At 64.1% G+C, this 14,783-nt stretch carries 12 protein-coding genes and 1 other RNA gene; 5 read left to right on the forward strand and 8 right to left on the reverse strand.

The window, feature by feature from the left end; genetic code table 11:
* Positions 1 to 9 precede the first annotated feature (9 nt).
* The 3 genes from AC1DWA_RS20660 to AC1DWA_RS20670 all read right to left on the reverse strand — a co-directional run bounded on the left by AC1DWA_RS20660 (position 10) and on the right by AC1DWA_RS20670 (position 6,040).
* Positions 10 to 3,024, reverse strand: a complete 3,015-nt coding sequence (locus AC1DWA_RS20660) for a bifunctional [glutamine synthetase] adenylyltransferase/[glutamine synthetase]-adenylyl-L-tyrosine phosphorylase (protein WP_019748946.1) — start codon at positions 3,022 to 3,024, stop codon at positions 10 to 12.
* Positions 3,021 to 4,361 carry a glutamine synthetase family protein gene (locus AC1DWA_RS20665; RefSeq protein ID WP_003941637.1) on the reverse strand — a complete coding sequence of 447 codons (1,341 nt, stop codon included), beginning with the start codon at positions 4,359 to 4,361 and terminating at the stop codon, positions 3,021 to 3,023. The genes AC1DWA_RS20660 and AC1DWA_RS20665 overlap by 4 nt, the downstream gene beginning before the upstream one ends.
* Before the next feature lie 107 nt (positions 4,362 to 4,468).
* On the reverse strand, positions 4,469 to 6,040 hold the full coding sequence (locus AC1DWA_RS20670; protein WP_477846934.1) for an alpha/beta hydrolase: 1,572 nt from the start codon (positions 6,038 to 6,040) through the stop codon (positions 4,469 to 4,471).
* 207 nt (positions 6,041 to 6,247) lie between these two features.
* On the opposite strand from AC1DWA_RS20670, the gene panB reads away from it, so the two are divergent.
* Genes panB through pip form a run of 3 tightly spaced genes read left to right on the forward strand, consistent with a single transcriptional unit; the run spans position 6,248 to position 8,574 of the window.
* Positions 6,248 to 7,099, forward strand: a complete 852-nt coding sequence (gene panB / locus AC1DWA_RS20675; RefSeq protein WP_003941624.1) for a 3-methyl-2-oxobutanoate hydroxymethyltransferase — start codon at positions 6,248 to 6,250, stop codon at positions 7,097 to 7,099.
* A gap of 51 nt (positions 7,100 to 7,150) precedes the next feature.
* Positions 7,151 to 7,591 (forward strand): hypothetical protein, encoded by a 441-nt coding sequence (locus AC1DWA_RS20680; RefSeq protein WP_020969914.1) that lies wholly within the window; start codon positions 7,151 to 7,153, stop codon positions 7,589 to 7,591.
* Entirely contained in the window at positions 7,591 to 8,574 is a 984-nt protein-coding gene (pip, locus tag AC1DWA_RS20685) for a prolyl aminopeptidase (RefSeq protein ID WP_477846935.1), read from the forward strand. The genes AC1DWA_RS20680 and pip overlap by 1 nt, the downstream gene beginning before the upstream one ends.
* Before the next feature lie 4 nt (positions 8,575 to 8,578).
* Here the strand turns inward: pip and AC1DWA_RS20690 are convergent, their stop codons facing one another.
* The 3 genes from AC1DWA_RS20690 to rnpB all read right to left on the reverse strand — a co-directional run bounded on the left by AC1DWA_RS20690 (position 8,579) and on the right by rnpB (position 11,000).
* A complete protein-coding gene (locus AC1DWA_RS20690) occupies positions 8,579 to 9,988 on the reverse strand; it encodes an RNB domain-containing ribonuclease (RefSeq protein WP_019748950.1) in 1,410 nt (469 codons plus the stop codon).
* Positions 9,989 to 10,080: 92 nt separating this feature from the next.
* A complete protein-coding gene (locus AC1DWA_RS20695; protein WP_007735457.1) occupies positions 10,081 to 10,266 on the reverse strand; it encodes a hypothetical protein in 186 nt (61 codons plus the stop codon).
* Between the two features lie 319 nt (positions 10,267 to 10,585).
* Positions 10,586 to 11,000: RNase P RNA component class A (gene rnpB, locus AC1DWA_RS20700), an RNA gene on the reverse strand.
* Between the two features lie 54 nt (positions 11,001 to 11,054).
* On the opposite strand from rnpB, the gene AC1DWA_RS20705 reads away from it, so the two are divergent.
* Positions 11,055 to 11,582: a DUF1697 domain-containing protein gene (locus AC1DWA_RS20705; RefSeq protein WP_019748952.1), complete on the forward strand. Its 528-nt coding sequence runs from the start codon at positions 11,055 to 11,057 to the stop codon at positions 11,580 to 11,582.
* A gap of 28 nt (positions 11,583 to 11,610) precedes the next feature.
* Entirely contained in the window at positions 11,611 to 12,846 is a 1,236-nt protein-coding gene (locus tag AC1DWA_RS20710; RefSeq protein WP_477916967.1) for an SLC13 family permease, read from the forward strand.
* 29 nt (positions 12,847 to 12,875) lie between these two features.
* Here AC1DWA_RS20710 and AC1DWA_RS20715 read toward each other — a convergent pair whose 3' ends face one another.
* Complete coding sequence (locus tag AC1DWA_RS20715) at positions 12,876 to 14,000, reverse strand: bifunctional RNase H/acid phosphatase (RefSeq protein WP_019748954.1); 1,125 nt, start codon at positions 13,998 to 14,000, stop codon at positions 12,876 to 12,878.
* Positions 13,997 to 14,734, reverse strand: a complete 738-nt coding sequence (locus tag AC1DWA_RS20720) for a zinc ribbon domain-containing protein (protein ID WP_020908144.1) — start codon at positions 14,732 to 14,734, stop codon at positions 13,997 to 13,999. The genes AC1DWA_RS20715 and AC1DWA_RS20720 overlap by 4 nt, the downstream gene beginning before the upstream one ends.
* Positions 14,735 to 14,783 lie beyond the last annotated feature (49 nt).

The raw sequence follows: 14,783 nt of genomic DNA on the forward strand, positions 1-14,783 counted from the left end.
GCGAAAACGCTACTCCCCGCCGAAGACCCTCTCCACCACAGCTTTTGCCCGTCGTGTGATGCGCAGGTAGTTGTCGAGGAATTCCCCTGCGTCGTCGCCGTATCCGGCAACCTGCGCCACCGCCGCGAGAACACGGCCCGGGCCGGGAAGCTGATCCGTCGGCTTGCCCCGCACAAGAACGAGGCAGTTGCGTGCCTTCGTCGCGGTGATCCAGGCGTCACGCAGCAGTTCGACGTCACCTTCGCTGAGCAGTTCCGCGGCGCCGATGGCGTCGAGAGTCTCGAGCGTCGATGTGTTGTGCAGCGACTCGATCTTGTCCGCGTGGCGCAGCTGCAGCAATTGCACAGTCCACTCGATGTCGGCCAAGCCACCGCGACCCAGTTTGGTGTGCGTCGCCGGATCGGCTCCGCGAGGAAGCCTTTCGGAATCGACGCGCGCCTTGATGCGCCGGATCTCGCGCACCGCCGCGTCACTGACGCCGCCTTCGGGGTAGCGCGTCTTGTCGATCATGTGCAGGAACCGCAGTCCCAGTTCAGGATCACCGGCAACCGGGTGCGCACGAAGCAGCGCTTGAATCTCCCACGCCTGAGCCCACTTCGCGTAGTACGCGTCGTACGACTCGAGCGTGCGAACCATCGGTCCGTTGCGGCCTTCCGGACGCAATCCGGTGTCGACTTCGAGCGGAGGATCCGTGCTCGGTGCCCCGAGAAGCTTGCGCACCTTGTCGGCAATGCTGTTGGCCCACTTGACCGCAACGGTCTCGTCGACGCCCTCGCGGGGTTCGCACACGAACAGCACGTCCGCATCGGATCCATAGCCGAGTTCGCCGCCGCCGAGTCGGCCCATGCCGATGACGGAGAAACTGGCCGGCGCCTCGGTCCCGAGTTCAGTGACGCTGGCCTTGATCACCGCGGAGAGCGATGCATTGAGCACCGCGGCCCACACCGAGGACAGCGCCTTGCAGACGGCGGGAACATCGAGCATGCCGAGGATGTCGGCCGAAGCGATGCGCGCAAGTTCGTGTCGCCGCAGCGAGCGGGCCGCGGCAACAGCACGATTGGGATCACTGTGTCGGCCGGAGGCGGTGAGTATTCCGCGAGCGACGTCCTCGGGCTTCGGCTCGACAAGGCGCGGTCCACTCGGCGAATCCGCGAACAAGCGAATCACGTCGGGAGCTTTGATGAGCAGGTCGGGTAGGTACGCCGACGAGCCCAGCACGGTCATCAGACGCTCGGCCACCGCAGCCTCGTCGCGGAGCAGGCGCAGGAACCACGTCTGGTCGACGAGCGCGTCCGAGAGCCTGCGGTAAGCGAGCAGACCTGCATCGGGATCCGGTGTGTCCGCGAGTGATTCGAGCAGAGTCGGCAACAGGAGCGCTTGAATGCGACCCTTGCGTGAAGCGCCACTCGTCAGTGCAGTCAGATGCCCGAGAGCATGCTCGGGTGCCGTGTAACCCAGAGCGGCCAACTGCCGAACCGCGGCTTCTGGTCCCAGGACCAGCGCTTCCTTGTCCATCCGCGCCACCGATTCGAGAAGCGGGCGGTAGAACAACTTGGCGTGCAGGCGGCGAATCCGATGCGAATTCCGCTTGATCTCGGCGCGCAGGACTCCCAGGGAATCCAGCCGACCGTCTGGCCGCATGTGCGCGGCGCGGGCCAGCCAACGCAGCGCTTCCTCGTCGTCCGGCGGCGGCAGGGTGTGTGTGCGCTTGAGCTTCTGCAACTGCAGACGGTGCTCGAGCAGGCGCAGGAATTCGTACGACGCAGTCAGGTTGGCGGCGTCGTCGCGGCCGACGTATCCACCCGCCGCCAATGCGGTCAGTGCATCGACCGTGCTCTGGACATGCAACGAACTGTCGGCGCGCCCGTGCACCAATTGCAGGAGTTGGACGGCAAATTCGACGTCGCGCAAACTTCCGCGGCCGAGTTTGAGTTCACGCTCACGCAGTTCGGGGGGAACCATTTCCTCGACGCGTCGACGCATGGCCTGGACTTCGGGGACGAAGTCCTCGCGCTCGGAGGCGATCCACACCATCGGGCTCATCGCCTCGGAGTACTGGCGACCGAGCTCCATGTCGCCGGTCATCGGACGAGCCTTGAGCAGTGCCTGGAACTCCCAGGTCTTGGCCCAGCGCTTGTAGTACGTGATGTGGGATTCGAGGGAGCGAACCAGTTCTCCGCGCTTGCCTTCGGGGCGCAGCGCAGCATCGACCTCGAAGAATGCGGAAGTACCGATACGCATCATCTCGCCGGCAACGCGGCTGGCCGTCGCATCGGCCGGTTCGGCGACGAACACGACGTCCACGTCGGAGACGTAGTTCAGCTCGCGCGCACCACATTTGCCCATGGCGATCACGGCGAGCCGGATCGGACAACTGCCCTCGGGGCACACCGTTGCGATAGCCACCGCCAGTGCGGCGGTCAGGGCAGCGTCCGCGAGATCGGAAAGCTGGTGACCCACAGTCTGATAGGGCACTACTGGTTCGTTCTCGACGGTCGCCGCAAGATCAGCCGCAGCCAGCAGCATCAGCTGGTCCTTGTAGCTCTTGCGCAGAGCAACGACAGCTTCCGGCCCGGTCAGGGTTGCGCGGTAGGTCAGTGAGCCTTCGGTAGCGCCCTCGTCGAGGGTGGCGCCCACGGCCTCGAGCAACGCTGCGGTGGCCTCGTCCTTGGTCGGCAGAGCGGTTCCGTCGAGCAATTTCCAGCCGATCGGATCCGCGGCCAGGTGATCGCCGAAGGCCGACGACGCACCCACGAGTGCGAACAAGCGGCCTCGCAGGCTTTTGTCCTTGCGCAATGCCTGATCGAGTTCGCGCCACCCGTCGTCGAGCCCGTCCTTGATCCGCACAAGGGTGCGCAGAGCGAGGTCGGCATTCGCGGCACGCGAAAGCGACCACAAGAGTTCGATGCTCTCGGCGTCGACCCAACCGAGCTGACGCAACTCGTCGGCAGCGGTGGGCTCGACCAGCCCGAGTCGACCCGGTCCTGGAACTGCTGATCTCGCAGCGGGCGGTTTCACCGTCACAGACCGAGGTAGGTCTTGAGCTCGAACGGCGTCACGTGGCTGCGGTATTCCTCCCACTCACGACGCTTGTTGCGCAGGAAGAAATCGAAGACGTGTTCGCCGAGTGCTTCGGCCACCAGTTCCGATTTCTCCATCTCGCGCAGAGCGCTGTCCAAGTTGCTCGGCAGTTCCTTGTAACCCATGGCGCGGCGCTCGGCGGAGGTCAACGACCACACGTCGTCTTCTGCCTCGGGCGGCAAGGTGTAGCCCTTCTCGATGCCGCGAAGACCGGCAGCAAGCAGGACCGCGAAAGTCAGGTACGGGTTGCAGGCCGAGTCTGGGCTTCGGATCTCGACGCGGCGCGAGGACGCCTTGTTGGGCGTGTACATCGGGACGCGAATGAGAGCCGATCGGTTGGACGGGCCCCACGACGCAGCAGTGGGTGCCTCTCCCCCGTGGACGAGTCGCTTGTACGAGTTGACCCACTGGTTCGTGACCGCACTGATCTCGTTGGCGTGCTCGAGGATGCCGGCGATGAACGCCTTGCCGGTCTCGGAGAGCTGCATCGGATCGTCAGGATTGTGGAAGGCGTTCGTGTCGCCCTCGAACAGGCTCATGTGGGTGTGCATCGCGGAGCCGGCCTGATCACTGAACGGCTTGGGCATGAAGCTCGCCCGGACGCCTTCACCGATCGCGACCTCCTTCACGACGTATCGGAACGTCATGACGTTGTCGGCCATCGAGAGTGCGTCGGCGTAGCGCAGATCGATCTCCTGCTGACCCGGCGCGGCCTCGTGGTGGCTGAACTCGACCGAGATGCCCATCGACTCGAGTGCGTCGATGGCGTGGCGGCGGAAATTCGGAGCCGAATCGTGCACGGCCTGGTCGAAGTATCCGCCCGAGTCGGCCGGGATCGGCGGAGTGCCGTCGATCGGGCCGTTCTCCAGAAGGAAGAACTCGATTTCCGGGTGGACGTAGCAGCTGAAGCCCAAGTCGCTGGCCTTGCTCAACTGGCGACGCAGTACGTGGCGCGGATCGGCCCACGACGGCGAACCGTCGGGCATCGTGATGTCGCAGAACATGCGCGCGGAATGTTGCGCACCGTCCTTGTGGGCCCACGGCAGGATCTGGAATGTCGAGGCGTCGGGCCGAGCGACGGTGTCGGCTTCGGAGACTCGTGAGAATCCCTCGATGGCGGAACCGTCGAATCCGATTCCCTCCTCGAAGGCGCCTTCGAGTTCGGCGGGGGCGATCGCCACCGATTTGAGGTACCCGAGAACATCGGTGAACCACAAGCGGACAAACCGAATGTCGCGCTCTTCCAGGGTACGAAGCACGAATTCTTTTTGGCGATCCATGCACGCGAGACTAAGCAAGCCACGTTAAATCTGTGTTACATCAGTGGTCCCGGTCAACAGAGTGATTGGTCACCATCGAATAGGCGCAGCGTACGGCGTCGCGCCGGTTAACATGTCAGACCCTCTTCCGGTGCCTTCAAGTAAACGAAGTAGTCGACGACGGCATCGTCGACGCAGGAGTTTCCGTCCAGAACCACCGTGTGTTGGGTTCCGTCGAACGTGATCAGGGCAGCGCCCAACTGCTTGGCGAGATCCACTCCGGCCTGATACGGCGTTGCCGGATCCTGCGTCGTGGAGACGACGACCAACTGAGGCAGGCCGGCATCGGCGAGCGCCTGGGGGTCGAGCGCGTGAGGGCTGCCGGTAGCCGGAACGGGCCAGAACGCGCACAGGTCGAGCGGCGCTTGACCCGTCCCGCGGCCGTCGTCGAGGAACGGCGCCGCCTCGCGGTACCGAGTGTCGGATTCGCCGGCCTCGGCGCGGTCGGTGGTTGCCGGATCGTCCACGCAGCGAATGGCGTTGAACGCGTCGTTGATGTTGGAGTAGCTGCCGTCATCCTCACGGCCTTCGTACATGTCGGCGAGATTGAGCAGCGAGTCGCCGCGTCCGTCGGCCAGACTCGACAGACCCCCACGCAGCGGCGTCCACAACTGTGGCGAATACAGAGCCTGCTGCACGCCCGTGATCGCGTCTGAATAACTCAGCCCGCGCGGATCGGTGGTCTGTGCCGGCTTCTCGATCAACGGATCGACGAGTGCCTGAAAGCGTGCCTGCGCCTGCGCCGGATCATCACCCAGCGGGCAATCCGTTCGCGAGACACAGTCGGCGACAAAGGCGTCGAACGCGCCTTGGAAGCCCTGCCCCTGCAAGACCACTTCGTCGACCGGATCCTGCTCGGGGTCGAGCGCGCCGTCGAGGACCATCGCTCGGACGTTCTGCGGAAAGGTTTCCGCGTACGTGGATCCGAGCCGGGTCCCGTACGAGAACCCGAGGTAGTTCATCTTCGGATCGCCGAGAACGCCCCGAATGACGTCCATATCTCGCACCACCTCGTAGGTACCGACATGAGCGAGGAACTCCGTACCGGTCCGCTCAGCGCACTTGGCGGCGTAGTCCTTGCTGTCCGCCTCGGCGAGAGCGATGCCCTCCGGCGTCATGTCGACGTTGACCTCCGCACGCTCCGCGTCGGTCTCCTCCGGCGTCAAACACCGAACCTGCGGGGTCGATGCCCCGATCCCCCGCGGATCGAAGCCGATCATGTCGAAACGTTCCTGCAGTTCGGTGCCCGAACCCGATGTCGCCATCGACAGCCCGGACCCACCCGGCCCGCCGGGGTTCAGCAACAGTGAGCCGATGCGGTCGCCAGTTGCCTTCGAACGCGAGATCACCACCTTCGCGGTGTCGCCGTTCGGATTCGCGTAGTCGACGGGAACGCTCACCTCGGCGCAGTCGACCCCACGCCCCAGCGGGGCAGTTCCTTCTTCGACAGTTTGGTCGCACGAACCCCAGTCGAGCGTCTGCTCGTAGAATTTCTCGAGGCCGGACGGCACCGCGGACGCGGCAGAACCAGCAGGTTCCACTGATTCGGGCGTGCCTTCCGAACTGGTGCAACCGACAACCAACACGAGCACTGCTGCGCTTCCGGCGAGGGCACCGGAGAGGCGAACGAACTTCGACATGCCATTGATGGTGCCAGGAAACCTCGGTAGCCAGCGGTTCGCCTCGGTTCGGCACCTAACTGACAGGCACGCGGTGATGTGACCCATTGCACCCCGTCAACTATTCGTGTCGGCGATGTCCGGTGGCAGACTGAACACGTCATCACCCACACCCGGGGACCCGAAGGCGATCAACGCTCAGGGCCTCGAGGCCAGAAAGGGACAACGATGTCCGAAACACCTCTCTATGGTTCTGTACCCACTGCAAGCTCTACCGATGCACCGAAGCGTAAGACGCGCATTCACCACCTCGCCGAGATGAAGCAGAACGGCGAACGCTGGTCGATGCTCACCGCTTACGACTACTCCACGGCACGCATCTTCGAAGACGCAGGCATCCCGGTGCTGCTCGTCGGCGACTCTGCCGCCAACGTCGTCTACGGCTACGACACCACCGTGCCGATCACCGTCGACGAACTGCTCCCGCTCGTGCGTGGCGTGGTTCGCGGCGCCCCGCACGCACTCGTCGTCGCCGACCTCCCCTTCGGCACCTACGAGGGTTCCGCCGAGCAGGCCCTTGCGACTGCGACACGGTTCATGAAGGAAGGCCTCGCGCACGCCGTCAAACTCGAGGGCGGCGAGCGGATGAGCAAGCAGATCGCGGCTATCACCTCGGCCGGCATCCCCGTCATGGCTCACGTCGGATTCACCCCGCAGAGCGTGAACTCGCTCGGCGGATTCCGCGTCCAGGGTCGCGGCGACGCGGCCGAGCAGCTTGTGGCGGACGCCATTGCAGTCCAGGAAGCCGGGGCGTTCTCCGTCGTCATGGAAATGGTTCCGGCCGAGATCGCGGGCCAGGTCAGCCGCAAACTCACCATCCCCACCGTCGGCATCGGGGCCGGTTCCGAATGCGACGCTCAGGTACTCGTCTGGCAGGACATGGCGGGTTACACGAGCGGTAAGACAGCCAAGTTCGTCAAGCGTTTCGGTAACGTCGGTGACGAACTGCGTTCCGCAGCCGCCGCCTATGCATCAGAAGTTCGCACTGGCGCTTTCCCGGCCGCAGAACACAGTTTCTGATCCGAGACCGGCGAACGCCGCCTGTCTCTCAACCAGCCAGGGGTGCGTTCAATGATCGGTAACCGTCGAAGTTCTACTGCCGCAGCTGTAGTCGGCGCGGCAGCTCTCGTCACGGTGCTGAGCGGATGCGCGGGAGGGTCCACCAACTCTCCCGCGCCCAGCAGCACTACGCCCGCGAGTTCCACCAAGACGGCGCCGGCAACAACCTCCGCGTCCGGTTCGACGTTCACCGACGCTCAGGTCCAGCAGTTGTGTTCGGATATGGAAGGGCAGCTGCAGAACTGGCGGACCGTCACCCCGACGCTCGGCAAGGGCGGACTGAACACGATCGTCATCACGTGGGCGACGCAGAACGGCATCAACCTGCTCGATCTCGCCCAGAACCGCGAAAGCATCGACGCGGCAACCTCGGCCGCGTGCCCGGACGTCCGGGGCGGCGCGATTTCCGCACTCGAGATTCCCGATCTCGCCTCCGGGCTGGTGGGCTTCTGATGAGCGAAGCGTCAGCACCGCCGTCGGCTCTGCGGAGTCTCTATCCCCCGATCGAACCCTTTGTCACCGGCTTCCTCGACGTCGGTGACGGCCAGAGCATGTACTGGGAAGTCAGCGGAAATCCGGACGGCAAGCCTGTGGTGTTCCTGCACGGTGGCCCCGGTGGCGGTGCACAACCGGCGGTACGCCAGTTCTTCGATCCGGCCGCATATCGCATCGTTCTACTCGACCAGCGCGGCTGCGGGCGATCCACCCCGCACGTTGCCGACGGCGCCGACCTGTCGGTGAACACCACGGACAAGCTGCTGGCCGACATCGAAGCCCTGCGCGAACATCTCTCGATCGACAAGTGGATGGTATTCGGGGGGTCCTGGGGTTCCACGCTTTCCATCGCCTACGCCGAAACGTTTCCCACGCGCGTCACGGAACTGGTTCTGCGCGGGATCTTTCTCCTGCGTCGTAGCGAGATCGACTGGTACTACAACGGCGGCGCGGGAAACATCTTCCCGGAGCGCTGGGACAAATTCCTCGAACCGGTACCCGAGGCGCAGCGCGGCGAAGACCTCGTCGCGGTCTATCACCAACTGCTCCATTCCGAAGACCCCGACGTCGCGGCCCGGGCAGCGATCGCCTGGTCGGCTTGGGAAGGATCGACGAGCTACCTGTACCCCCAGGCGGACAAGATCGAACAGAACTCCGAGACCAGGTTCGCCTTGGCCTTCGCTCGTATCGAGAACCACTACTTCGTCAACGGCGGATTCTTCGACGAGGGCCAGCTCCTACGCAAAAGCTCCGCACTGCACGGCATTCCGGGGACGATCGTCCAGGGCCGCTACGACGTCGTCTGCCCCGCCACCAGCGCCTGGGCGCTGCACAAGGCGTGGCCCGAATCCAAGCTCGTGATCGTCGACGACGCGGGACACTCCGCGATGGAGCCCGGCATCGCACATCACTTGGTGGAAGCCACCGATTCGTACCGGTAGCGCCCTACGCCGGGAACGTGAATTCCACCGTCCGTTTGACAGTATCGACGGCGGTGAGTCGCACCTTTGCGCGCTCACCGTCATCGGGCGTTCCGACACATTTCGCAATCACTGCGACCGACGGGACAAACACTTCCGCCGAGCGCTTTCCGTCCTTGGCGCGCATCACCACCGCGTCGAAGACCTCGCCGACCCGGCCGTCGAGCAGCGTGGACTCGGTGAGATCGATGCACGCGCGGTCGACCTTGTTCGCCAGTGAGTCGGACCCACTCATGATGTCGGGCAACTCGGGAAGGGCGGTGCGCACCCATTCCGGTACCGGCGTACCAGCTGTGATCGCCAGACACACCTCGGTGCTGAAGCGATCGGACAGCCGGCGCAGTGGAGCCGTCACATGAGCGTAGGGCGCTCCGATCCCCGCATGCACCGTCAACTCCGGTAGCTGGCCGTCGAAGGCCGCGTAGTCTGCGCCGCGCAGCAACGACGGCGCAACCGACATCAGCGCCATCGTCGACGGCTCGTTGGAATCGAGTCCGGCAAGAATCTGCCCGACGCTTCGACCCTCCGGCCACGTGATACCCAGCGCCACTGCAGTTCTCCGCAGGGTGCGAACCGCGGACTCCTCGGCCGGCGGCAGCGTGCGAAGCAGCCCGATACCTGCGTCGATCATCATGCGGCCGGCACACATCCCGGTCAGCAGCGACACTTCTGCGTTCCAGTCGTCCGCTTCGGTGCGTGGCTCGAGCTCGATCCGCCAGCGAGCCGAGGACTCGTCCTCTGGCTGATCCCGAACCACTGACTGCTCGGGCAGTTTCAGCTCGATGGCGCCCCTGGCAACCGCCGAGGCACTGCGCAATCGTCCGAATTCCGGTAGTGCGGCGATCGACGGATGCAAGGTGCCCGCGTCGGCGTCACGTTGCACGGTCGAATAATCCAGACGCGCCACCGATTTCACCAGAGCGCGTCTCACCTGCCATGACGTGGGCTCGGCCTGGGCGTCCAACTCGATACGCCACAGCGCGGCGGGGCGAACCACGTCCGGCAGCAGACTCGCCGATCCCTCCGACAACGCCCGAGGATGCAGCGGAACGGAACCGTCCGGGAGATAGAAGGTTTGGCCACGCTTGCGGGTTTCGACGTCGAGCGCACCGCCCGGCGTCACCACCGCCGCGACGTCGGCGATCGCGTAGTGCACGACGTACCCGGTCGAGGTCTTCTCGATGTGCACTGCCTGGTCGAGGTCCATCGATCCGGGAGGGTCGATGGTCACGAAGGCGATACCCGTTTCGTCGACACGCCCGGCACCGAAACGATCCACGGCATTCTCGGCCTCGGCCTGCGCCGCGGCCGAGAATGCTCCCGGCAAGTCGAACTCCGCCCGAACCACTCCGAAGTCGATTCCCTGCACCATCATTCGACTTGCGGGCACGCATCCTCCATGATCGGTTCGGGCCGGTGTAGCTGCTGTACCGGTCCCAGTTGTTCGAGTCCCAGTTGTTCCAAGTCTCAGTTGTTCCAGTCTTCGTCTGCCCGATCGGCGGCTTTGTTGCGTTCGGCAGCGATCTTCAATGCATGCTCGGCAGAGTCCCGATCAGGGTACGGCCCCATCCTCGTCAACGAGGACGCGCCCTTTCCCTGCGTGACGGAACCGTCGGACACGTCGAAGTACCAGAGTCGATCTTCATCAGTCATATCCACAGTGTGACATCAGAGTGAGATAGAAGCTTGTAGATCGCTGTGAGACTGATATTCTTTCTACTTGGCCTGGCAGGTGAGAACCGGACATTCGAACGGTGAGTTCTGCTTGAATGCCCAACACAAGCTACGAACAGAAAATGGAGTGCGCATGTCCGCAATTCTTTACGATTACCTCCTCCCGCTCATGGGCCATGACGCGGCAACGTACTGGGCTACGCTGCTGGTCATCAAGCCTGTCTGACAGCTTTTCGAACAAAAGAAGACCCCCACCGATCCGGTGGGGGTCTTCTTTTCTCACTGTGCAGATCGCGGGCGGACGAGTCGGCGTGTAAGCCGGATCCTGTCCTGCGGCACCGAAGTGCCGAGTGGCGACCATCCATCTGGGCACACCGTCGCCGGGTGCCTCGAGCGGTTCACCCGCAGGCTCGGGCGAGCAGCCCTCGAACACCTGCGCAGCCGCACCGCGAGCGATGCGACCTTCAACCTTGCTCCGGGCGGGGTTTACCTAGCCACCCCGGTCACCCGAGGTGCTGGTGCGCTCTTACCGCACCGTTTCACCCTTACCTGCCTCGAAAGGCAGGCGGTCTGTTTTCTGTGGCACTGTCCCGCGAGTTGCCTCGGGTTGCCGTTAACAACCGCCCTGCTCTGTGGAGTCCGGACTTTCCTCGGCCCCAGGCCTGTGCGTGGTACACGCTGGTTCCAGAAGCCGCGGCCGCCCGGCCAACTCGTCCGCCCCCGTATGCTACCGGGCGCCTGTCGGTGGCCGGCACTATGGTCACCTTATGACTCGGTACGTGGCCCTGCTACGCGGTATCAACGTGGGCGGCATCAACATCAAGATGGCGGACCTCGCGAGAGTCTTCGGCGACCTCGGATTCCAAGGCGTGAAAACCGTCCTGGCCTCGGGCAACGTTCTGTTCGACAGTCCGAGCACCGACATCTCGTCGCTGAAGAAACAGATCGAATCCGCCCTCGCCCGCGAGTTCGGCTACGAGGCTTGGGTATTCGTCCTCGACATTCCGACACTGCAAGCGATCGTGGACAACTACCCGTTCGACCGAGAACGCGAGGGTTGGCATGCTTACGCGATGGTTGCCTCCGAGCCGGAAATCCTCGAGGAATTGAGTGCTGCGGCAGCGCAACTCGATGCCTCGGTCGAACGCGTGGTGGCCGGCGACGGAGTCCTGTACTGGGAGGTCGAGAAGGGGCAGACCGTCAAGAGCGCGTTCGGCCGGAACACCGGAAAACCGAAGTTCAAGGCGTTCACCACAACCCGAAACCTGAACACGCTCTACAAACTGCTCAAATGACGCTTGCCCCGACACGGAGCACCAGCGCGTGACTCTTCTACCGATCCTGCTCGTCGCCGTCGTCCTCGTCTTCGCGATAGTGCGTCCACGTGGGCTTCCCGAGATCGTCATCGCCGGGCCGGCAGCTGTCGTCGTTCTCCTGACCGGTGTCGTCACTCTCGACGAAGCCCGCGAAGAACTGACGAGCATGGCACCCACCGTCGTCTTCCTGGTTGCCGTGCTGGTTCTCGCTCATGCCGCGGACGCTCTCGGCGTCTTTCGCTGGGTCAGCCAGATCCTGCAGCAAAAATCCCTCGCCGATCCGCACCGGTTGCTGATTTACGTATTCGGCGCGGCTGCCCTGACCACGGCGGTCCTGAGCCTCGACGCCACCGTCGTACTTCTGACACCCGCAGTGATCGCGGCCGCACGATCCATCGGAGCAAGTCCGCGGCCCCATTCGTATGCCAGTGCGCACCTGTCGAACTCGGCGTCGACGCTCCTGCCGGTGTCGAACCTGACCAACCTCATCGCTTTTGCTGCAACAGGTTTGACGTTCTTGCACTTCACCGCGTTGATGGCGTTGCCGTGGGTCGTGACGATCGCTGTCGAATATCTGATCTTCCGACTGTTCYTCCGTTCCGAACTCGTCCGCTCGGAAAACACAGAGCCACCGGCAAGTAAAACTTCCTCGCCTGCGCCGAGTCTGCCGCTGGCGGTGATCGGACTGACGCTTGTCGGTTTCGCGGTGTCGGGTTTCTTCGGGATCGAGCCCGCCTGGATCGCTGTGGTGGGTGCGAGTGTTCTGGGAGCGATCGCTCTGGCTCGGCACCGTACGACCGCCGCCAAGATGCTCTACGCTGCCGACCTCTGGTTCTGCGCGTTCGTCCTGGTTCTCGGGATCATCGTCGCCGGAGTCGCGAACGGGCCGGTGGGAGAATGGATTGCGCAGATCCTGCCAGGCGACACCAGCTACGGATCACTGCTATTCGTCGCCGTGGTCGCCGCGCTCGCGTCCAACCTCGTCAATAACCTGCCGGCAACCTTGCTGATGATCGCGGCGCTCGGGACGGGAGCACCTCCAGGCCTGGTGCTCGCGATGTTGATCGGCGTCAACCTCGGGCCCAACCTCACCTACGTGGGCTCTCTCGCGACAATGCTCTGGCGACGAGTTGCCACCAGCGCGGGCGCACCGCCCACGCTGGCGACGTTCACTCTGCTCGGGGTCATCACGACGCCACTGACGCTGCTCGCCGCCGTGAGTGCCCTGTGGCTGGTGATCTGATCAGAGGCTGATCAGCCGTCGGGGCTCTTTCAGCGAAGATGTGACGTGTCGTTGACCAGCCGGACCGAGGCTCCCCCGTCTGGATAGAACTCGGTAATACTCAGCGACGCCAGATCCAGATGCAACCGGTACAGCAAGGACGGCCCGGCATCGAGGGCCAGCTGCACCAACGTCTTGATCGGGGTGACGTGAGAAACGACCAACAGCGTCGCGCCGCCGTAGGTCGAGATCAGGTCGTCACGCGCGGCGACGACTCGTTCTCGTACCTCGTCGAAACTCTCGCCGCCGGGTGGGCGCACCGAAGTGTCCGAGAGCCATTCGCGATGCAGGTCCGGATCGCGCTCGGCTGCCTCGCGGAAGGTGAGTCCGTCCCAGTCGCCGAAATCGGTTTCGATCAAACCTTTGTGCTCGACGACGGGAAGACCGAGCACGCGGGCCGATGCCTCTGCCGTCTCACGGGTTCTACCGAGGGGTGAGCAGACGATGGCGTCGATACCGCCGCGGTTCCCGAAGCGTGCAGCCGCGCCGGCGGCCTGCGCGCGGCCCAATTCCGTGAGCTCAGGATTGCCGCGTCCGGAGTAGCGGCGATCGACCGACATCGCTGTCTGTCCGTGACGTAGCAACAACATTCGTGTCGGCTTGCCGGTGGTGGCGATCCATCCCGGAGAGCCGGCGATCTGCGGTTCCGACGTCTCTTCTGACGGCGCGGCGGGTGCAGCTGGTGCGGGGGTCGCGGTTTCGATGCCGGCAGCAGCGTCCATCGCCTCGTTGGCAAGACGATCGGCATGAGAATTCTCGCCGCGCGGAATCCACGTGTAGGTCACTCGCGAGAACTGCGTCGCCAACTCGGCTGCGCGTCGCTGCAGCGGAATCATGTCCGGGTGCTTGACCTTCCAGCGCCCGGACATCTGCTCGACGACCAGCTTGGAGTCCATACGGACGTCGACCGTCGACGCTCCGAGTTCACCGGCAGCGGTCAACCCTGCGATCAGCCCGCGGTACTCGGCGACGTTGTTGGTCGCAATTCCGATGCTTTCCTTGCGTTCGGCCAACACCGAGCGGGTGGAGTCGAAGACCACGGCGCCGTAGCCGGCCGGGCCAGGGTTGCCGCGTGATCCACCGTCGGCCTCGACGATGACCTGCGTGGGAGTCACAGACCGGACTCCTTGGTACGCACCATGATTGCATTGCACTCTGGGCAACGAACGACGACGTCGGCCGGTGTCGCGGCGATTCGGGAGATCTCGCCGCGGTCGATCTCGATCCGGCAAGCGCCACATCGGCGTGCCTGCAGAAGCGCCGCGCCCGGTCCGCCCAGGGTGCGCTGCTTCTCGTAGACAGCAAGGAAATCGGCGGGGAATTCACCGACAAGTCGTTCACGATCGGCGGCGCAACGCTCTTGCGCCTTGTCCAGATCGGCGACGGCGTCGTCGCGGCGACGCTTGGCGTCGATCAGCTCTTCTTCGGCCTGGGACAGCTGGGCACCGGCATGATCGTGATCGGCCTGCAACGCCTCACGCTGCTCCATCACTTCGAGCAACTCGTCCTCGAGGAGCCCCTGACGCCTGACCAGGCTGCCGAGTTCGTGTTCGAGTTCGGTGAGCTGCTTCGCCCCGACCGACCCACTCTGCAACAGAGTGCGGTCACGATCCTCGCGCTGACGAACCGCGTCGACCTCGCCTTCGAGCTTGCGGATGTCGCGATCGATGTCGTCGATCTGGATTTCGACGGCTACGGACGCATCTTTACGGCTGATTCGCTCGGCCTCGAGACGTTCGACTTCCTTCTGCTCGGGAAGCGCTCCGCGTCGGTGGGTGATCCGAGTGAGCTCAGCATCCACCCCGGCGAGGTCGAGAAGCTTGGATTGCACCTGTGGTTCGACGTTCACGCTGTATAACTCCTGCTGTAAGTCCGATGTCGGCAGTGCTCGCGAAGGA

Source organism: Rhodococcus sp. P4_F3_2 (assembly GCF_056401335.1).